20 protein-coding genes are annotated in these 20,670 nt (G+C 51.3%); 3 read left to right on the plus strand and 17 right to left on the minus strand.

All coding sequences use genetic code 11. The features are described 5' to 3' along the window. Positions 1-284: 284 nt before the first annotated feature. On the minus strand, positions 285-1,397 hold the full coding sequence (locus tag BLQ36_RS06605; protein ID WP_074514755.1) for a 5-methyltetrahydropteroyltriglutamate--homocysteine S-methyltransferase: 1,113 nt from the start codon (positions 1,395-1,397) through the stop codon (positions 285-287). A gap of 158 nt (positions 1,398-1,555) precedes the next feature. On the opposite strand from BLQ36_RS06605, the gene BLQ36_RS06610 reads away from it, so the two are divergent. Next, entirely contained in the window at positions 1,556-2,476 is a 921-nt protein-coding gene (locus tag BLQ36_RS06610; protein ID WP_074514757.1) for a LysR family transcriptional regulator, read from the plus strand. Between the two features lie 51 nt (positions 2,477-2,527). Here the strand turns inward: BLQ36_RS06610 and rbr are convergent, their stop codons facing one another. From rbr to BLQ36_RS06625, 3 genes are all read right to left on the minus strand, one after another. Next, positions 2,528-3,064: a rubrerythrin gene (gene rbr / locus BLQ36_RS06615; RefSeq protein ID WP_074514758.1), complete on the minus strand. Its 537-nt coding sequence runs from the start codon at positions 3,062-3,064 to the stop codon at positions 2,528-2,530. A 20-nt stretch (positions 3,065-3,084) separates the two neighbouring features. Further along, the gene (locus BLQ36_RS06620; RefSeq protein WP_074514760.1) at positions 3,085-3,465 is read right to left on the minus strand and encodes a desulfoferrodoxin family protein; all 381 of its coding nucleotides are present in this window, start codon (positions 3,463-3,465) and stop codon (positions 3,085-3,087) included. 159 nt (positions 3,466-3,624) lie between these two features. Continuing rightward, on the minus strand, positions 3,625-5,538 hold the full coding sequence (locus tag BLQ36_RS06625) for a fructose-1,6-bisphosphatase (RefSeq protein ID WP_074514762.1): 1,914 nt from the start codon (positions 5,536-5,538) through the stop codon (positions 3,625-3,627). A gap of 246 nt (positions 5,539-5,784) precedes the next feature. On the opposite strand from BLQ36_RS06625, the gene BLQ36_RS06630 reads away from it, so the two are divergent. Further along, positions 5,785-7,035, plus strand: a complete 1,251-nt coding sequence (locus tag BLQ36_RS06630) for a dicarboxylate/amino acid:cation symporter (protein ID WP_074514763.1) — start codon at positions 5,785-5,787, stop codon at positions 7,033-7,035. Positions 7,036-7,083: 48 nt separating this feature from the next. Here the strand turns inward: BLQ36_RS06630 and BLQ36_RS06635 are convergent, their stop codons facing one another. Beyond that, positions 7,084-8,487: a PLP-dependent aminotransferase family protein gene (locus BLQ36_RS06635; protein WP_074514765.1), complete on the minus strand. Its 1,404-nt coding sequence runs from the start codon at positions 8,485-8,487 to the stop codon at positions 7,084-7,086. A gap of 113 nt (positions 8,488-8,600) precedes the next feature. On the opposite strand from BLQ36_RS06635, the gene BLQ36_RS06640 reads away from it, so the two are divergent. Beyond that, a complete protein-coding gene (locus tag BLQ36_RS06640; RefSeq protein ID WP_318260932.1) occupies positions 8,601-9,131 on the plus strand; it encodes an ECF transporter S component in 531 nt (176 codons plus the stop codon). Between the two features lie 3 nt (positions 9,132-9,134). Here BLQ36_RS06640 and BLQ36_RS06645 read toward each other — a convergent pair whose 3' ends face one another. From BLQ36_RS06645 to BLQ36_RS06700, 12 genes are all read right to left on the minus strand, one after another. After that, positions 9,135-9,518: a hypothetical protein gene (locus tag BLQ36_RS06645; RefSeq protein WP_074514768.1), complete on the minus strand. Its 384-nt coding sequence runs from the start codon at positions 9,516-9,518 to the stop codon at positions 9,135-9,137. A gap of 101 nt (positions 9,519-9,619) precedes the next feature. After that, entirely contained in the window at positions 9,620-10,450 is an 831-nt protein-coding gene (thiD, locus tag BLQ36_RS06650; protein ID WP_074514770.1) for a bifunctional hydroxymethylpyrimidine kinase/phosphomethylpyrimidine kinase, read from the minus strand. 32 nt (positions 10,451-10,482) lie between these two features. Beyond that, complete coding sequence (locus BLQ36_RS06655; protein ID WP_074514771.1) at positions 10,483-13,017, minus strand: response regulator; 2,535 nt, start codon at positions 13,015-13,017, stop codon at positions 10,483-10,485. Positions 13,018-13,139: 122 nt separating this feature from the next. Further along, entirely contained in the window at positions 13,140-13,973 is an 834-nt protein-coding gene (locus BLQ36_RS06660; RefSeq protein ID WP_074514773.1) for a deoxyribonuclease IV, read from the minus strand. A 14-nt stretch (positions 13,974-13,987) separates the two neighbouring features. Further along, positions 13,988-14,365 carry a C-GCAxxG-C-C family protein gene (locus BLQ36_RS06665; protein WP_074514774.1) on the minus strand — a complete coding sequence of 126 codons (378 nt, stop codon included), beginning with the start codon at positions 14,363-14,365 and terminating at the stop codon, positions 13,988-13,990. Between the two features lie 116 nt (positions 14,366-14,481). Further along, entirely contained in the window at positions 14,482-14,664 is a 183-nt protein-coding gene (locus BLQ36_RS06670; RefSeq protein ID WP_033169017.1) for a YjfB family protein, read from the minus strand. A 125-nt stretch (positions 14,665-14,789) separates the two neighbouring features. Then, positions 14,790-15,005, minus strand: coding sequence for a hypothetical protein (locus BLQ36_RS06675; RefSeq protein ID WP_033169016.1), 216 nt, complete (start codon positions 15,003-15,005; stop codon positions 14,790-14,792). A 191-nt stretch (positions 15,006-15,196) separates the two neighbouring features. Beyond that, a complete protein-coding gene (locus tag BLQ36_RS06680) occupies positions 15,197-15,355 on the minus strand; it encodes a FeoB-associated Cys-rich membrane protein (protein ID WP_074514776.1) in 159 nt (52 codons plus the stop codon). A gap of 51 nt (positions 15,356-15,406) precedes the next feature. Beyond that, complete coding sequence (gene feoB / locus BLQ36_RS06685) at positions 15,407-17,302, minus strand: ferrous iron transport protein B (protein ID WP_074514778.1); 1,896 nt, start codon at positions 17,300-17,302, stop codon at positions 15,407-15,409. Positions 17,303-17,322: 20 nt separating this feature from the next. Next, positions 17,323-17,547, minus strand: coding sequence for a FeoA family protein (locus BLQ36_RS06690; RefSeq protein WP_033169014.1), 225 nt, complete (start codon positions 17,545-17,547; stop codon positions 17,323-17,325). 227 nt (positions 17,548-17,774) lie between these two features. Next, positions 17,775-19,040, minus strand: a complete 1,266-nt coding sequence (locus tag BLQ36_RS06695; protein WP_074514780.1) for an S-layer homology domain-containing protein — start codon at positions 19,038-19,040, stop codon at positions 17,775-17,777. 154 nt (positions 19,041-19,194) lie between these two features. Next, positions 19,195-20,586 carry a sodium-dependent transporter gene (locus BLQ36_RS06700; protein WP_074514781.1) on the minus strand — a complete coding sequence of 464 codons (1,392 nt, stop codon included), beginning with the start codon at positions 20,584-20,586 and terminating at the stop codon, positions 19,195-19,197. Positions 20,587-20,670: the final 84 nt, after the last annotated feature.

A 20,670-nucleotide genomic window follows, 5' to 3' on the forward strand; every position in this document is an offset into this window, starting at 1 on the left:
GTATATGTAGTAGTATTTATAAAAACAGCCAGGGCTGTTCTTACCTGCTAAAATCGTTGCTCCATTTTAGTTGCTTGATAAAAGTAAACTATCCCATGTTTACACAAAATCCGAGCCGCCCATCGGCAGCCCGGATTTAACTTAACGCTATAACATATACGCGATAAATCCCACTCATGTTTCATTAAGACAAAATTATAGCATAATGTATTTTTAATTACAAGTAAACCTTTTCTCTGCATAAAATATACTTATTCTAGACAAATGTCTATTTTCGGTATACTTTACACCCAAACCTCCTCAGCAATCTCTTTTACCAAGGCCAATTTCGCCCACTGCTGCTCTTCGGTAAGCTTGTTGCCGATTTCGCAGGAGGCAAAGCCGCACTGCGGGCTGAGGTACAGCCGCTCCAGGGGAATGTAGTTGGCGGCCTCCCGGATTCTGGCAATAATCTTTGCTTTATCCTCAAGCTCCGGCTTTTTCGTCGTGATAAGACCCAAGACCACTTTTTTGTCTGGGGATACCTTGGCCAGAGGCTCAAATCCCCCCGACCGCTCATCGTCGTATTCCAGATAAAGGGCATCGACCTTTTCCTCTGCAAAGACGTAATCCGTCACCGAATCATAAGGGCCGCTGGTAAAGAAGGTCGAATGATAATTACCACGGCAAATATGGGAATTGATTACCATATCCTCAGGCTTTGCCGCCAGTGCCAGATTGTTCACAGCCAGCAGCTGTTCTTTGACCTGCTGCAAGTCAAGCCCCAGCGCCTGATAGCGCTGCTGCGCGGCATCCCCCACCACGGCGCCCCAGGTGCAGTCATCAAACTGCAGATTCCGGCAGCCTGCCTCGTAGAACTGGCGGATGACCTGCTGATAGGCCTTGCCAATATCCTGGATAAGAGACTCGTTATCGGGATAAATTTTCCGGGTGGATTCGATGTTCTGGGGAATGATGAACTGCTGGAACATCTGGGCCGGTGCTGGAATCGTGTATTTGGCCACCGTCTGCTCATCTTCAAACTGCTTGAGGAATCGGAAATACGCCACAAAGGGATGCTGCTTCGCTTTCACCTTGCCCACCAGCCAGGTATCCTCCAGCTCTGCCACCTCACCATTGAACTGGACGCCGCCACCGGCTTTATGGGCCACCCCTTCAAAGCCCCACATAAAATCCAGATGCCAGTAAGCCCGGCGGAACTCGCCATCGGTAATCACGTGGAAGCCTGCGGCCTTTTGCTTGGCCACCACCTGGGTAACGGCTTCATCCGTCACTTCATCCAATTCCTGCTGGGTAATTTTCCCCGCCTTGAAGGCTTCCCGGGCTTCTTTTAACTTAGCCGGCCGCAAAAAGCTCCCCACAAAATCATAACGGCATGGTGTCTGTATTTTATTCATAACGATCATCCTTTCTTTCGGGTGTGTCTCTGAATCGTATACACCTATCTTAGGCAATCGGCAGGCTTCTGTAAAATATGAAAAAGCATCGGCACACCATAGTTATTTTCTATGGGCCATGGTATAATTACATCAAAACATTTCATCAGGAGATTCTTATGACACTAAAACAACTTCGCTACGCCGTCACAGTGGCCGAGACAGGAAACATCACCGAAGCCGCCAAAAAACTCTTTATCGCCCAGCCCAGTCTCACCGCCGCCATCCACTCCCTAGAAGAGGAATACGGCATCACCATTTTTTCCCGATCCAATAAGGGCATCGAAGTGACCCCTGCCGGGGATGAATTATTAGGCTATGCCCGGCAGGTGCTAGAGCAGGCCGACCTCATGCATGAACGCTACACAGGTAAAACCCCCATCCGCCAGCATTTTTGCATCTCCTCCCAACATTACTCCTTTGTTGTCGAAGCCTTCGTCGAACTCATCCGTCAGTTCCAAGGCAACAAATACGAATTTCACATGCGGGAAACCCAAACCTATGAAATCATCGATGACGTGGCCCATATGCGCAGTGAAGCCGGTATCCTTTATCGGAACAAATTCAATCGCTCCATCATCACCAAAACCCTAAAGGACAACCAGCTCACCTTTACGCCGCTGTTTACCGCCAGCCCCCATGTCTTTGTGGGCAAGAACAGCCCCCTGGCGCAAAAAGACCAGGTCACCTTAGCGGACCTAAAGCCCTTCCCGCGGCTTTCCTACGAACAGGGCAGCCATAACTCCTTCTACTTCTCCGAGGAGATTCTAAGCACCGAAGACTGCGACAAAGAACTCATCGTCTGCGACCGGGCCACCTTGTTCAACATGGTCATCGGCCTCAACGGCTACACCATCTGCAGCGGCAGCATCAGCGAGGAGTTAAACGGGTCCAACATCGTGGCCCGCCCCCTGGCAGTGGATGACTATATGGAAATCGGCTACATCCTGCCAAAGTCCACCCGCCCGTCCCGGCTCACCCTGGAATTTCTCGACATCTTAACCGCCATCACCGCCCAAATCAATCCCAGCCGCCAATAAAAAGCGGACCAGGCCAACTATTGACCTGGTCCGCTTTTCACTTGGACACGCTTAGAAGTTTTCCCCCTGAATTTCAAAATAAGTCTGTGGATGCTGACATACCGGGCAAAGCTTTGGCGCCTGCATGCCTACCACAATATGACCGCAGTTGCGGCACTCCCAGACCTTTACTTCGCTTCGCTTGAACACTTCGCCATTCTTGACATTTTGCAAGAGCTTCCGATAGCGTTCCTCATGGTGTTTTTCGATTTCGCCCACCATGCGGAATTTCATTGCCAGCTCTGGGAAGCCTTCCTTTTCCGCCGTTTCAGCAAAGCCTTTATACATGTCTGTCCACTCATAGTTCTCCCCGTTGGCGGCATCTTCCAGGTTCTCTTCCGTATTGCCAATGCCTTCCAGCTCCCGGAGCCACATCTTCGCATGATAGGACTCATTGGCCGCGGTTTTCAAAAACAATTCCGCAATCTGCTCCGACCCATCTTTCTTGGCCACCGAGGCAAAATACGTATATTTATTGCGTGCCTGGGACTCTCCGGCAAAAGCCGCCTGCAGATTTTTCTCCGTCTGGGTTCCCGCATATTTACTCATAGCAATATCCTCCTGACTCGTCACACTTCTGCTTTCCACAGGCCATGCAGATTGCAATAGGCATAAGCTGCCACTGCTTCATCTCCATCCGCCATATTGAACACAAACTCCGGAGCATCATCCGGCGTCAGATGGGCCATCTGGGCCCCCTGTTTCGTCTCGAGATGAATCCACTCAATGAAGTGTTCCGGCGTCATCGGATGGGTTACACTCCCCACCGACACCTTCACCGCATTTTCGGCCACCGAGATTACCGGCACGTGTTTTTCCTGAGCCGCATCGGTGGTATTGGCCGTAAGCTCGGTCATCGCCTGACCGCAGCACGAAAGCGTTCCGCCGCCTTCTTTGACCACGCCGACAATATTGCCGCAAAGCTTACAGATAAAGAACCGTTTTGCCATAAAACCGCCTCCCGCCAAACTAATACACAAAAAGGCTTTCCCCAGGCAAAAAGACCGCAATATAGTTGCGTAAAATCTTTTTCCTGCTTTGTAATACTTCGACATTTCCTGGCGGCTTCCTGCCAGCGGCAAAAATATATCTGCGATAGTTTTCCGGCTTTATTTTAACAGCCCATTTTGATAAGCCAGCAGCAATTTATAAAGGTCGCTGATTTCCTCTTTGATGGCCCGGCCCTCATCGGAATCCCCCACGGTGGTCCGATAAGACTGCAGTTCCACCGTCTCCGACACCGACTCGATGTCCTGATTCTCCCGCAGGGCCTCCCGGACATCGGGAATCTTCTGATGCTCTAACAGCCGCAGTCCGCGGGAATTGGAAATCAAGGTAAACCCAGAGATACCCGTTTTCTTATGATAGGCCTTGCAAAAACCACCATCGATGATGATGGCCTTGCCGCCAGCCTTCACCGGCGTTTCGCCTTTTCGCACCTTCACGGGCACATGGCCATTGATGATATGGCCCCGTTTCGGTTCTAGATGAAATTCCGCCAGGATTTTCTCACAAACAGAGGCCTTATCAATATAGCGGAAATAGGGGTCTGATGGTTCCACCCAAGTGCTTTCGTCGGCAATCATCGCCCGCTCAAAGGTTTTAAACTCCCGGCCCGATACCGGCGATATGCGGCCGCACCACAGAAAATACATGAAGTCCTTCGCCGTCTCATCCCCGTGAAGCCAGGCAGCCCGGGCCATTTTCTCGCAAAAGTCAAACCACTGGCGCCCCTTGTACTCCTGACCGCCAAACTTAACCACCCGCAGGCTGCCATCTTCATTTAGGGGCACACAGCCATGAAAAAGCAGATTGCCGTTAAAACGGGTATAGATGCTCCCCTTCTGGTAGAGGTAATCCACATGGCGTTTGAGCATCAGGCTTTCCACAAAATAGGATTTAAGATCATCAACTACTTCCTGTTCCTTTTCCGTCAGCACATAGGGGTCTTGGGTATTTTCATCAATGGTCGGAAAGTAGGCATTTTCCAGTTCATACCGTTTGCCATCCCCCAGGGTAACTGCCGACACCCGAAAATCAATCTTATCCAAGAGCAGCCGGCTCTCCATCTGGAAATCCGGATTGCGGCGAATGAGCTGGCCTTCCAGTTTAAACATGATGATGGTCATGGCCCGCTCTGCCGCCTTAATGGGATTTTCGTCGGGATAGAGCCGGGAAGCAAAGGTGGACAGGGAGCGCAGGCTGATGCCATAGCCCCGCTCCAGCACATCCGTATTGTTGTAGCGAAGCGAATTGCGCACCACACTGGCAATGCAGACCTCACTTCCGAGCGCCGCGCCCATCCACAGGACATCGTGATTGCCCCATTGGATATCCACCGAGGGATATTCCATCAGCAGATTCAAAATCGCATCGGGCCGATTGCCCCGGTCGTAAAAGTCTCCCACGATATGCAGCCGGTCCACCGCCAACCGCTTGATGAGCACCGTAAAGGCCTCGATAAAATCCGCCCCACTATCAATCTGCACAATGGTATTGAGCAGCCGATTGTAATAAACCCGCTGGGCACTGTCCACCGTGGGATGCGTATTCATCAATTCAAAGATTACCGAGGCATAGCAGTCCGGAATGAAGCCATTTACCCGGGACGCCGGATATTTATAACTCATGACCTGGGACAGCTCCAGCAATTGGGCCAGATTGCGCCGGTACCACTCCGGTGTATTGGCGTGCAGTGCCGTTATCTGCTCCATTTTTTCTTTGGGATAATAAATCAGGGTACAGAACTCCGCCTTCTCCTCCTGAGTGAGCCGGTCACCAAAAACATAATCCACCTTCTCATGAATGATGCCCGAGCAATTGTTTAAAATGTGGAAAAAGGATTCGTATTCCCCGTGCAGATCACTCATAAAATGTTCACTGCCCTTGGGAAGGGACAGCCGCGATTGAAGATATACGAGTTTCTCGTAAACGGCCTGCTTGTTGGGATATTTTTCCGCCAACAGCCGCAGCAGCTTATTGGCCTTTCCTTTGCTATAGTTTTTATCCGCTATGTCCTGCATCCTAAAACTCCCCTCATACGCTTTTTGGCAAAATTACCTATCGCCTAATTCGCCCACCCCCATGAAAAATCCTGCTTTTGTCTCCTCAACAAAGGCATTTCTCACCAAACCACCGCCGCTGCCGCCACAAAATCCGTCAATTCAATTGACACATGATTCATAGTATTATATACTCCTAAAGAAAACGCTGCATATGTAAAGCTTCTTCTTTACATTGTGGACAGTTATTTATAGGGAGACGGTTTTATGAAAAAAATGAATTTGGCAACCCAAGTGCTGATTGCCTTTATTGCCGGCACGATTCTCGGTATCCTCTTCCAGAAGGATATCCTGTTTTTGCAGCCCGTGGGGGATATTTTCCTGCGGCTGATTCAAATGATTGTAGTACCGCTGATTTTCCTGTCCATCATCGGCGGCATCGCCAATATCGGCGACATCCGCAAACTGCGGCGCATCGGTTCGAAGATTCTCGGCTTTTACGTCATCACCACCATTCTCTCTACGATTATCGGCCTCGTGGTGGCAAACCTAATGCAGCCCGGCAAGGGCTTTGATGCCAATATGATTGTCGCCACGGGCGACCCCATCAAAGAAGCGGCTCCCATGACCGTTGGCGGCACGATTCTCAGCATGATTCCCGCCAATCCCCTGCACGCGTTAAGCGAAGGCAATCTGATTCAGGTCATCATCTTCGCCGCCTTCCTCGGCATCGTCATGACCATGCTGGGGGATAAGGTCAGCACCGTAAAAAAATTCGTAGACGAAGGAACGCAAATCATGTTCACGCTGACAGATTTGGTCATGAAGACCACGCCCCTAGGCGTCTTTGCCCTGGCAGCTTGCAGCATTGGCGAATACGGCACCGCCCTCTTTAGCGTGCTGGCCATGTTTATCCTCACCCATTACGTAGGCGCTATCTCCGTCATCATTTTGCTCTATCTCTTCATCATCAAAGTCATCGCCCGCTATCCGCTGACGGATTTTTTCCGCAAAATCCTCAGCATCTGGCTGGTTGCCTTCAGCACCACCAGCAGCTCGGGCACTCTGCCGGTAAGCCTTAAAGTCACCGAAGAGGAATTCCATGTCAAAAACGAACTAGCTTCCTTCTCCCTGCCCCTTGGTGCCACCATCAACATGAACGGTATTGCCGTCTATTATGCCGTTACCATCATCTTTGTGGCCCAAATCTACGGCATGGACATGACCCTTGCCCAGCAGGCCATGTTTATCTTCATCACCACCATGATTTCCATCGGTACGCCGGGCATTCCGGCCAGCGGCATTGTCCTGGCAGTCATGCTGCTAAACACCATGGGGCTGCCTGCCACCATCATGGGTATGATTGTCGGCATCTTCCGCCCCATCGACATGATTCACACCGCCCTCAACGTAACCGGCGACGTGGTCAGCACCTTGGCTGTCGCCCGGCTAGAAAACATGTATGACACCCCCACCGAAGAAAACAGCGAGGATCTCGCCCCAGAGGCGCAGTCCTAAAGCCAATAAAAAACTCTGCACACAGAGCTTCCTGTGTACAGAGTTTTTTTATTTCATCACCACGCGGCTGATGGCAGCCACCGCCGCTTCGAGTTTTTCAGCAGGAACACCGGAATAATTCAGCACGAAAGTATGCGGGCAGGAAAGAGGCTCGCCTTCGTAATAATCCGCTAAGGGCTTCATGTGTATTTTTTCGGCCATGAATTTTTGCTGCAATAGGTTATCGGCAATTGACAAGTCAAATTGCAGCAAAAAATGCAGCCCGGAACCGTGCTCGATGACCTTTAGCTTCTTGGCGGCTGGCGAGGCTTTGAGGAGGCCTAGCAGCTCCTCCCGCTTCCGGCGGTAATAGGCCCGCATGCGATTGATATGCTTTTCAAAGTAGCCCTCACCGATAAACTTAGCCAGGGTATACTGTTCAAAGTTTGATACGGTGCAGCTGTAAAAGCCCAATTTTTCCTTAAAGGGTTCCACGAGTTTCTCGGGCAGAACCATGTAGCTGATGCGAATTGTCGGCGTAAGACTTTTGGAAAAGGTGTTCATGTAAATGACCCGGTCGCTGACATCAATCCCCATCACCGTGGGAATGGGCCGCCCGGTGAGCCGGAACTCGCTATCGTAATCGTCCTCGATGATATAGCGCTCCGGCCGCGCGGCCGCCCAGCCCAAGAGCTCATAGCGCCGGCTCACGGGCATGATGATGCCTGTGGGGAAATGATGAGAGGGACTGATGTGAAGGACTTGGGCTTGGAGCCGCTCTAATTCCTCAAGGCGAACCCCTTTGGCATCCATAGCTGCCAAAACATAATCCGCCCCACAAGCCTCGTAAATCTTTCGCACTCGTTCATAACCGGGATTTTCCACACAGAACCGCTTGTCCCGGCCCAAAAACTGCACGAGTAAATTGTAGAGGTACTCCGTTCCGGCACCGATGACAATCTGCTCCGCCGATACCTTTAGGCCCCGAAAGCTTCGCAGATGATCGGCAATGGCCTGCCGCAACGGCAACACCCCAAAGCCCGGAGACCGCGCCAGCAGGGACTCCGCATCTTCGGCCACCACCCGCCGCAGCAGCCTGGTCCAAGTGGCAAAGGGAAAAAGCTCCGGCGAAATACTGTTGCTGACAAAGTCAGCCAGCCATTCCGGCTTGGCCTTTGGGGTCTCCGCCTTGGCTTTTGCCAGAAGGTCCGTTTTTTCCACGCTGGGGCTTTGCACTGCGGAAACAAAAAAGCCCCGCCGGGGAGCAGACTGGCAATAGCCTTCTGCCATCAACTGGCCATAAGCCCCTTCCACCGTTATGGTGCTGATTCCCAAATGGGCCGCCAGACCACGCTTGGAGGGAAGCTTTTCCCCCGCCTGCAAGCGGCCGGACAGGATGTCCTTGCGGATGCAATCGTATAGATATTCATAGAGGGGCATGTCCCCGGCCTGCTCCAATGGATAGGTCAGCATGGGCAATCTTCCTTTCTTTCTGACCTTAAAAACTATCTGAATTTGAATATTTCTTTATGGTCAGTAAAAGTATACAATAAAGTTGTCATTTTTACAAGAAAGAAGGAATTATTGTGAATACCAATCTTATTTCTGCACCAAAAGACTTTTCTGACCAGACAAAGTGGACCCCCCAGACCATCTGCCTGGCGGCGGTTATGACCGCTTTTGTTTTTTTGACCACCTTTGTCCCGCGGATTCCCATTCCCCTAGGCTATGCTCATCTTGGAGATGCAGCCATCTTTCTGCTGGTACTGTTTTTGCCTAAGCGTCCGGCCTTTCTGGCCGCCTGCTTAGGTTCCGCTCTCTCGGATTTGCTGGGAGGCTTTCCCCTGTGGATTCTGCCAACTATCCTAATTAAATTCGTCATGGCTTGGATTGCCTGGAAATTAAACGGCGGTGCCGCAAATCTTTTGCGCACCACCGCTGCCTTCTTTCTTGCCTCCCTCTGGATGACCGTTGGCTATACCGCCTTTGGCGCCCTGCTCTACAACAGCCTTGACGCCGGCTTGGCTTCAGCCCCGGGGCTGTTCCTGGAGGGTGTTATCAACACCATCGCCGCCCTTGTTTTGCTGCCGGTGGTAAACCGCGCCTGCCAGCGCTGACCATCAGCCATCGACGCCTAAATGCTGACCCTTTACGTAGTCCATGACGACGCCATACTGGAGCCAGCAGTCGATGGCCTGGATGATAATGTTCATAATCGTATGGGCTGACAGGGCCAGATTGCTGATTTCGCAGATTTTTACGATTTCATGACGGGATACATGCTCGAACTCCACCCGGATTTCGTACTTAGTGATGTTCAGCAGGTAATGATTGCCCGTGCTGGCTTCCGTCAGCACCATGTATTCCTTGGTATTGGAGTTCACCGGCACAAAGCCAAATTCCTGAAATCGTTCGATAAGCAGGGGCTTCGTCTCACGATGAAAGCGGCTGTTGATTTCATTTCGTTTGACCTCAAGTTCAGCAAAAGTCGGAAAACTGCGCATAATAAAACCTCCCAAAATATAAAAAAATAGACACGCAATGAACGTTGCCGCTCCATTGCGTGTCTTCTTGCGTTACATTATAGTATGCCGGCAAGCAGTTGTCAATTCCCCTTGTCAAAGCTTTCGGTCCTGCTGTCTGCCGCAAATTTTCCCCTAAGGTCAAAGGCGTGATTCAGTGGCCCTGAACCAGCCCCCAAATCCAGCATAGCCGAAAGGGCGCCGGATAGGTATTCCTTTGCCCGGCAAACGGAATCTTCCAGAGAATAGCCCTTCGCCAAATTGGCAGCGATAGCACTAGACAGCGTGCAGCCGGTGCCATGAGTGTTGGGGTTATCAATCCGCTCTCCCTTGAACCAGCGGCCCTTGCCCTGTTCATAGAGGAAATCGTCGGCATCGCTTACGCTATGGCCACCCTTTAACAGCACCTGACAGCCATAGCGGTCAGCTATCCCTGCCGCCGCCCGTTCCATATCGTCTTTGCTTTTAATGGTACAGCCCGACAGCACCTCAGCTTCCGGGATATTGGGCGTCACCAGCTCCGCCAGGGGCAGCAGTTTGTCCACGAGAACCGCTACCGCCTCCTCTGCCAGCAGCCGGGCACCGCTGGTGGCAATCATCACCGGGTCCAGAACAATATGACGGGCCCCGTATTGCTGCAATTTTTCCCCCACGACATCTATCAAGACGGCTTCGGAAACCATGCCGATTTTTACCGCGCCGGGAAAAATGTCGGCAAAGACCGCATCCAGTTCCCTAGCCAGAAATTCCGGCGTCACGTTAAAGATGCCCGTCACGCCCATGGTATTTTGCGCCGTTAGCGAAGTAATGGCGCTCATGGCATAAACCCCATTCATGGTCATGGTCTTAATATCGGCCTGTATCCCTGCGCCACCGCTGGAATCACTGCCGGCAATTGTCAGTGCTGTATTCATCAAAAAGCCCCCTGCTTTGTTGGCAAAAATTTTTACGACAATACTTTCTTTATAGTCTGGAACATTTTATGGATATCAATGGGCTTGGCAATATGACCATCCATGCCCGCCTGGATGGCGTCCTGCTGATCCTCCTTAAAGGCGTTGGCCGTCATGGCCAGAATCATAATTTGAGCTTTGGCGGGGTCATCCAGGCGGCGAATCTTCTGGGTGGCCTTATAGCCATTCATATTGGGCATTTGAATGTCCATGAGAATCAAATCATAGGTGCCGGCCGGAGCCTTGGTCACCATATTCACGCATTCCACCCCGTCACAAGCCCGTTCCACCTGGAAGCCATAGGCCGTTAATAGCTCCTCGGCGATTTCCGCATTGAGGTCATTATCCTCCACCAGCAGGATGCGTTTCCCGGAAAAGTCAAACTCCGCTTCCGGATTGTCGACGGTATCTTGCTCCTCCGGTTCTTCACCAATATGATGGGGCAGGCAAATGATGATTTCCGTTCCCTCGCCTAACTTGCTCTTGATGGAGATCGTGCCATTCATCATCTCCACAATCCGTTTGACGATGGCCATTCCAAGGCCTGTGCCTTGAATGCCGCTTTGGGAGGAATTCCGTTCCCGGGAAAACTGTTCAAAAATCTGGGTTTGAAAGGCCTTCGACATGCCGATGCCATTATCCCGAACGGTGGTCTCAACGATGCATTCCCCCGCTTTTTTCCCAGGCAGCTCCCGGACGCCGGCAAAGATTTCGCCATTGTTGGCGGTGTATTTCACCGCGTTGCTGAGGATATTCATCAAGAGTTCCATCACATGGGTGCGGTCAAAATACAGATAGGGATGCTGAACTTCATAGCTGGTCGTAAAGGTGAGATTTTTCTTCTTCATTTCCCCTTCAAAGACTGAAATCCAAGCCTCATAGAACTCCCGGACATTATTTAACTCCTCGTCAATGATGATTTGCTTGCTTTCGATTCTGGCCATTTCCAGCACATTGTCGAGGATATCCAGCAGCTGCCGGCTGGCCAGCTTTACCTTCTTGCGATACTCCCGATTGACTTCCACCGCCTCGGGATGACGCTCCTCCAACTCCGTAAAGCCGATAATGGCATTAAGGGGCGTGCGGATATCATGACTCATATTGAATAAAAAAGTGGTCTTGGCCTGATTAGCTGCTTCGGCCTTTTCCTTGGCCTTGGCCAGATGCTCTTGCTGTTCCTTTAACAGCCGGTTGAGTTCCCGTATCTTTTGCAGTTGCAATTCCTGCCGGGTCAGCGACTCTTCTAGCTTCCGGTTTTCTTCTTCCAGTCCGGTGGTAACCGAAACGAAGTGTGCCAGGCCGCTTACGAGGGTAATGCGGTCGTCCTTGAAGATGTGGTCGCTTTGGCTGGTCCATCGATCCTCCGGCTCCACCTGCTCCCGTCCCCCCTCCCGGAAGGCCACAATGAGCATGGCACCATTTAACAGCTGGGGCTCCGCGCAGTCATCAAAGCGCTGTATTTCGCCATAGGAGGCAAAGCCCACCGTAGGCGCAATATCCCCAAAGGGGGTAAGCTCCAGTTGAAAATCATCCTTCAAATACATCTGCCGCACGCAGCAGGGAATCAACAAAATTCCCTCGGGGCTGAATCGCTGCAGCTTTAACTGGGCCTGATGGGATTGGTTTAAAATTTCCATGGGGTCACCATAGGCCAGCCGCACCGTCTCCCCTCTGTGGATGCTGCTGGTAAACAGCACCGAACCCGATTCCCCGTAGCCAATGGGGATCCGGGCAATGTCGTGGCCCTCCCGGCTCAGCATCAGCGGGAAGGGCATGATGGAGGTGAAAAAGTTTGGGCCCGGTGCAACGCCGATATATTTCTTGTAAAAATCCGCCACCGTTATGTCGTTGACCTTTAACACGCTGATGTCGGATTCCAGCTCCGTCACCGTGACTTCGTTGCCCAGGGAACGCCAACCCAAATAGGAATCAATGTGAATGTGCAAATCCTTTCCATAGAACAGAATCACAAAGAAACCGCAGTCCGTACAGCCTTGGTCGGTAAATACATGGGTGGGAGTGGTCTTTACGTTGTCAATCCTATCGGTATAGGAATCCGCCGCTCCGCCAAACATCGGCACCGCCGGTGGCAAGTGGCGCAGATTGCGAAAGACCTCCGCCGCCCCATGGAGGGATTTCATGGTGATAATCATGCCAACCGCCGCCGGCTCATGGGCTTTGGCCCGCTCCACCACTGCCGACGCCGCCTTGGCCAAATCTTCCTTATGCCCATCGTAGAAACAAAGTTCCACCGAGGAGGATTCAAACACATAAAAACAAAGCTCATGGCTGTGGTGATGGACCCTTGCATTGCTAATCTCACAGGAAGTCGTATTGCCGCAAACCTGTACCTCCGGCAGTACCTTTTTGATATGGGCTGTCATGGCCGCAAGTTCCTGGGGCTGATTCAAACTGGTAATGACCATACAGAGAATGGCCGATGCCTTTTCCGGGCACTCGAAACGAAACTGTTCCAAACAACTATCCAATTTTTTCAGGTCGTCGATATTATACGCTAAAAGTTTCATTTTCTCAGATCCCCATCCACCAAAATCCGAATCTTACTGTTTCTAAACAGTATTCGCCCTTCTTCCCGAAAAACCTGCCTGCCAAGAAAAGCCGTTGCCTCTTTTACGAGCAACGGCTTTTATCATTCCTGCCAATGACTGCGAAGCAGCGCAATCTCCGCGGCATATCCATCGTGGTCGTTGGGGGTCTCAAGGATAAAGGGCAGCTCCCGCAGGGCCGGATGATTGATAACACGAACCAATGCCCCCAGCCCAATCTGCCCTTCCCCAATGCGGGCATGGCGGTCCTTACGGGAACCACAAGCGTTGAGGCTGTCATTTAGATGGATGGCCTTTAACCTATCCAGGCCGATAATCCGGTCAAATTCAGAAAGTACCCCATCCAAATCCGCTACAAGATCATAACCGGCGTCCCAAACGTGACAGGTATCAAGACAGACCCCCACCTTATCCCGAAGATTTACCCGGTCAAGAATTGCCCGAAGCTCCTCGAAACTTCGGCCCACCTCAGTACCCTTGCCGGCCATGGTCTCCAACAGTACCGTAGTCGTCTGTTCCGGAACCAGCACTTCATTTAGCTGGGCAGCGATAAGGTCAATGCCCGCCGCTACCCCTTGTTTAACGTGACTGCCCGGATGGAAATTGTAGTAATTGCCCGGCGTGTACTCCATGCGCTGCAAATCGTCGGCCATAGTCTCCCGGGCAAAGGTACGCAGTTCCTCTTTCGCCGCACAGGGATTCATCGTATAGGGGGCATGGGCCACTAGCTTCACAAAACCATGGGCCGCAGCCAGGGCCAAAAACGCCTCCACATCCGAAGCATCGATGGCCTTTGCCCTGCCACCACGGGGATTGCGGGTAAAAAAGGCAAAGGTATCCGCCTTTAGTTCCAGGGCTTCCTTCCCCATAGCATTGTAACCCTTGGCAAAGGATAAATGACTGCCAATATGAAGCATTCCAGCCCCTCCTATCAAAGTTGATTTTCCAAAGCAACGACAGCATGACGCACGCAGTCGTCACAGGAGCAGAGCATCTTTTTCGTCTTAATTCCCTTGAGGTCACCACAAATGGTGGCACCAGCCTTCTCCTTAAATTCCTGAAGCATGGCTTTCGTCATCATCTTGGTGAGAGTATCCGACTGATTCAAAAAGCCTGCTGCCATGGCAGCACCGCACAAAGCGCCACAGGTTGCTTCCATGCCGCCCATACCGGAACCGAACCCGGACCCCAAGGCCAGCAGTTCTTCCTCAGATTTTCCCATCTCGTCTTTAAAAGCCAGCAATACCGCCTGGGCGCAATTGCATGTTTTCTTATACTCCACTGCTTTTTCTGCTCGAACGTTTGCCATCGTATAATCCTCCTAAAAAATAGAAACAACTATCCTTAGTTTACACTAGACGCCCCAAAAGTGCAAAAGCCGTCAAAAAAAACAGCCCCTGTCCCCAAAGACAAGGGCTGTTCCGCTTAGGCCTGGATATCCACCAACGCGCCAAGATTCGGGTCAAGGCTCTGCTCCATACCTTCCAGCAGTTCCATCGGTCCTGACTCAGCCGTCTCCATTGCCATCTTGAGAACGGCAATTCCCATATCCTGTCCGGCCTGGGCTTGATGCATGCTTACCGACATAGCGGCAATACTCATATCCATAGAAAGCACCTCCTAATCCACATCCTTGTGCTATCTATTTTATCGTCAAAAAAGCCACAAAACTTAAACACCGCCATAAGAAAACCGCCTTCTTCTGAAGGCGGCCCTTGCTCTATGTATCGCCCTTATGCTTCCTTGAGTTTCCGGCGAATTTTATCCTGGTTCAGTTTGGATAGGCTGCCCGCTGTCCCCAGCACGTACATACCATCCTTTAGCCGCAAAAGTAATCCTGTACGGCCATTGTCGGTCTCAATCACTCCTTTCATCTCGGAATTCTCAGGTAAAGGTCTGTCGCCCCAGAACAACGACTTTGACATGTTTCTAAGCTTGCTGATCCTCATACTGTAACCTCCCGTGATGTTATTTAGTTATCTCGTTACACCATTACCCTTCGACAGAAGGAATTGTTCTCCTGCTGTAACTTGTAATAATTTTATGACAATCATCTGAATACTCGCTGAAATCTCTCCCCCCAAAAATAAAAAATCCGGCCCTGACGCATCATCACGATACGCCAAGGCCGGACAGACTATTATTTTTTTTCGGGGACAGAATGGCACCCGCAACAGCTGCCACCGCACTCCGATGCACCACAGCAGTCAGATTTTCCTTCATGGAAATTGTGATAGATATGCCTAAGGGCAAAGAACAGAGCCACAGCTAATACCGCAGCTACGATAAAGGTTGCCATATAAATCCCTCCTAACTAAGATATTCGGTAACCTGAAATTTACGGAAACAATCAGAAGCCCAGCAGGCTGCCTACCTGATAAACCAGCAGGGATACGAGCCAAGCAATGACAAACATGTAAACGGCCGAGAAAATCATCCACTTCCAGCCGCCAGCTTCCTTCTTGATGGTACCCAGAGCCGTTACGCAAGGCGTGTAGAGCTGGGAGAATACCATGAAGGCCAGCGCCGACAATGCCGTGAAGCTCGAAGCCATGCCCGTCTCCATCATCTGACCAGCAGACTCAACGGCATCGGCTGCTTCCGTGGATACATCAGCAGCACCATAGAGGACACCAATGGTTGCAACAACCGTCTCTTTTGCCATAATACCCGAAAGCAGAGCAGCACCAGATTCCCAAGTAGCAAAGCCATGGAATACGAAGAGATTAGACATCCAGCCGCCCAAGGTAGCCAGAATCGACTCGTCAATTTCGCAAGGACCATCAAAGTTGTAGTTGGACATTACCCACAGGAGAACCGAAGCGGCAAAGATAATCGTACCGGCTTTAACCAGGTAGCCTTTACCTTTATCCCAAGTCTCCAAGAGTACCGATTTCATGTCCGGCATGCGGTACGGCGGAAGTTCCAGCAGGAACGTGGAGCCCTTGTCTTTGAAGATGGAGGAACCCAGGCCCTTGGCCGCAACAATTGCCATGATGACACCGGCAATATACATAGCAAAGACCACGTTAGCGGCATTATCGGGGAAGAACATGGCAGCGAACAAAGCCATGATTGGCAGTTTCGCACCACAGGTGAGGAACGGCGTTACGAGAATGGAAACCATGCGATCCTTCTCGGAATCTAAGGCACGAGCGCCCATGATTGCCGGAACACCGCAGCCAAAGCCCATCATCAGCGGCATGACGCCTTTACCCGTGAGGCCGCAACGGCGCATAATCGGGTCCATGACGAAAGCGATACGGGCCATATAACCCGTGCCATCCAGGAAGGACAGGCAGAAGAACAGCACGAAAATCAGCGGCACGAAGGTCAGCACAGCGCCAACACCACCGATGATGCCATCGCATACCAGGGAAACCATCCAATCAGCCACACCGGCATCGGTGAGGAAGTCCGTGGCAAAATCCAAGAAGTCTTCGTTAATCAGCGAATCCAAAGCATCGGCAATTGGCTGGCCAATCCACTCGAAGGTAATCATGAAAACACCATACATGATGGCCAGGAAAATCGGCAGGGCCAAAACGCCATTAGCCAAGAACCGATCGATTTTTTCCGACTTAGTCTGACCCACGTTGGACATGGTCACCGACTGAGCGATAACCGTATCAATCAGCGCATAACGAGCCTCGATGATTTCTTCCTGCTTCTGGGATTCGGACTTGCTGCTGGCTTCAATTTCCTGAACTTTGATGATGTGATCCTTTACCAGCTGGCTCGGTTCGTAGTTCGACATAACCGTGGAAGTGAACACATCCAACAGCTTTCTCGCACTCTTGCTGCTGCGGCCCACCGTCTGCACAACCGGCATACCCAGTGCATCTTCGAGGCGGCGGCAGTCAATCTTGATGCCGCGGCGCTCTGCATCATCGGCCATGTTGAGATCAATCAAAAGAGGGATGCCTTTTTCCAGCAGCTGAACCGTCAGGAACAAGTTACGCTCAATGTTCGAGCTGTCCACTACGTCCATGACCAAATCCAGCTTGTTGTTCATGAGGTAATCGATGACGATTTTTTCTTCCGGGGAACGGGCATTAATGCTATAGGTACCTGGGAGGTCAACGATAGAAATCGCACGGTCCTGATGGCGCGCATAACCGACTTTCTTATCAACGGTTACGCCCGGCCAGTTACCAATTTTCTGACGTGCGCCAGTAAGTTCATTAAATATCGTGGATTTACCGGTATTCGGATTACCGGTTAATGCTACTGCAATTGTTGCCATTTTACTAAATCGTCTCCTTTTTAACCAACCTGCTCTACGGTAACCTTCTCTGCATCCGCGCGGCGAAGGGCCAGATTATAGGAACGGACACTAATAGCGATGGGGTCCCCCAGTGGAGCTGCCCGCAGGACTTTAATCTTCGTCCCTGGCGTAAGGCCCATAGTCATGAGACGTTCTTTCAAGCTGCTATCGTCAATCTGCTTGATTTTTAACGTCATGCCAGTTTTACCCTCTTTAAGAGTCATAGAAAAACCTCCCAAATGAATTGAATAAGTGCACGCATCAAAGATGCGGGTGTAAATGATATTGCTTATCTTCAAACATGATAACGTATATCAATAGCAATTGTCAAGGATTATCAATTACATTTAGGAAATTTTCTCAAAAAAAAAAGCCACCGGGTTATTCCCGCTGACTTGTCAAAATTGACCGGTCAACTTGACCAGTCAATTGTCAAAACGCTATGGTTGGCTTAGAAGAAACACTCCACCCGGGCAAAATACTGCTTGACTCCTTGATGGGAATCGATTTCTTCCCCATCCCCATACTTGAGGATTAGGCCCACATTCTTCCAGGGAGCGTATTTTGCCCCCACTTCCCAGCCCTTCTGTCCATAGTGAAGGGCATCACCAGTGCCAGCAGCGGCGACTGCTTCCCCTAGCTGGCGATAAGCACTGTAAAGCTGCCAGGAGCCCTGAGCTTCCGGCTGATATCTTCCATAGGCAAGTTCGGTCTGCCAGGCGGTATCCTGGCGGTTTGCCTTGGTATTTTCTCCATAGGCACCACTTAGGCAAAGGCGATCGGTAAAGCGATAAGCCCCATGCAGAGACCAAATCGTGGCCGTATTCTCCCCAGCAAAGTAAGCCTTGTTCCAGCTGTCGCTTTTTAGCCGATAAGCGCCGGCCCCTGCCGTTCCCTTCTTTTTCGTGCCATCAAGATTAACGCCGAATAAATCGGCCGCCTCATCACTTACCAGTCCCAGGGACGACGGCAGCTCCTGGGGACTCAGCCGGCCTCCCAGCAGGGTAAGCACCGCTCCCTGCTGCCGCTTCCAGCCGCCACCAAAAGAAGCTTGTCCCCCCGAATACTGCCCATCCCAGAGCAGGCCTTCCTCATTGGTGTAAAGGGGCAGTTTGCCCAGCTTCATCTGCCAAGAATCGTAATCCCCCTGGGCGTAGAGGCGCTTTAGGGTCACCGTTCCGGTCTCATCCTGGGAAAGCTCCGAGGCCGCCTCCAAACGTGCCCTTACCTGCCAATTCGCCGAAAGGCTCGCCGCCGGCTCAAGGCGCAGGAGCATGGCATTGCTGCTGTCCCGGCCCGCCAGTAAATCCCCCCGGGCCTGCTTATAGGTATACTCTGCCTTGCCCTGCCAAGTGACAAGGTCTGTCTGCTGCTCCAATCGGTTGACGCGAAGGCCCAGGGAATTTAATTCGTCACTAAATTCTGCAGCCAGCTGCACAATTGCCTGCTTATCCCGGCTGCTCACTTCCACATTGTTTTCTGCCACCATTGCCCGGGCCACCATCATGGCCATTTCCTGGCGGGTAATTTCCTTATGACCTTTGAAGGTCATATCCTCGTAACCCGTCAACACGCCATCGGCCACCAAATTATTTACGGCCTCATAGGCCCAGTGGTCTGCCGGAACATCGGCAAAGGGATTGCCCGCCGCCAGCACAGAATTTGTAAAAAAAACGGTAAGCGCCATCACCAGCACCCCGATACTTTTGCACTTCATCAAAATTTCTCCTTTATCTTTCCCCAGCGATTTGCAAATTCGTCGCCGCTCCTATTATAACGCTATTGTTCCGCTTTTGACAAAGAGAAATTTTTCCATTTCCTTCCAATTAAAAAGCCCCCCTATGATGGTATCCCATAGGGGGGCTTTTCGATTACAACAAAATGCCAAAGGCCTGCAAGCAGAGAATCAGCATAATCACCGGGGCCACGTAACGGATGATAAAGCGATAGAGCCATTTTCGCGGCATCACACTGCCATCCCGTTCCATCTCCTCCATTACCCATTCCGGTTTCACCACCCAGCCGATGAGAATAGCCGAGCAAAGGGAAATTACGGGCATCATGCAGGAATTGCTGATGTAATCCATGATATCTAGAAGCTGTCCCGTGGTGCCGTTAGGAAGGCCCACCTCCAGATAGAACACGCTGTAGCCCAAGGCAATCACGACGCTGATAACGGTATAGAGGACCCCCAGCACCCGGGTCACCGTCTCACGGCGGGCACGGAATATCTCCATGCAGTTGGCCGTTATGGCCTCTAAGACCGATATACAGCTGGTAAGGGCGGCAAAACCCGCCATAATGAAGAAGGCCATACCAATGAATGGCCCCACCGCCCCCATGGAGGCGAAAACCTTAGGCAGGGAAACAAACATGAGCTTAGGGCCTGCGGCCATTCCCTCCATGCCGGAAAAAACGAAAATCGACGGAATAATCATCATGCCTGCCAATAAACCAACGAAGGTGTCAAACAGGCAAATCTGGGAAACCGACTGATTGAGATTTACGTCCTTGCGCACATAGCAGCCGTAGGTGATCATGATGCCCATCGACACACTGAGGGAGAAGAAAATCTGACTCATGGCATCCAGCAAAATCTGTAGGAACTTGCCCAGGGTAAGATTGGCAAAGTCCGGCATCATGTAAACGCCCAATCCCTGGATACCGGTACGGGTTACCCCCTCCGCATCGGTATAGCTGAGACTCAGCGAATAACCGGCAATCAGGACGATGGACACCAACAGGATGGGCATCATGACCCGGGAGCATTTTTCAATCCCCTTTTCCACACCGCGATAGACAATTACCGCCGTCAGCAGCATAAAGAGCACCGCATAAAGCCCGGCATCCCAAGGATTCGTAATGAAGGACACAAAGTAGGCATCCGCCGCAGCCGCACCTCCTTGACCAGTCAAAAAGGCCACGGCGTACTTTAGAATCCAACCACCGATAACGGCGTAATAGGTCATTATCAGCACCGGCACCAAAAAGGTCAGAATCCCCAGGAACCACCAGCGGGAGTTCATCGACTGATAAGCCCGAATGGAGTTCTTCTGCGTCCGGCGGCCAATAGCCAAATCCGACGACAACAACACATAACCAAAGGTCATGACCAGAATCAAATAAATCAACAAAAACAGACCGCCGCCATCTTTCGCGGTCAAATAAGGAAAGCGCCAGAGATTCCCGACACCAACGGCAGAACCTGCCGCAGCCAGAACAAATCCCAGCTGTCCGGAAAAGCTGCTCGATTTCTCATGCATAGAAGTCACCTCAAATTTTTCTTTGTTGCTACATCATAACAGTTTACAGTAATAATGTAAAGAAAAATCTTATACCAATATACA

It is taken from the genome of Selenomonas sp. WCT3, from assembly GCA_900100835.1.
GTDB lineage: Bacteria > Bacillota > Negativicutes > Selenomonadales > Selenomonadaceae > Selenomonas_A > Selenomonas_A ruminantium_E.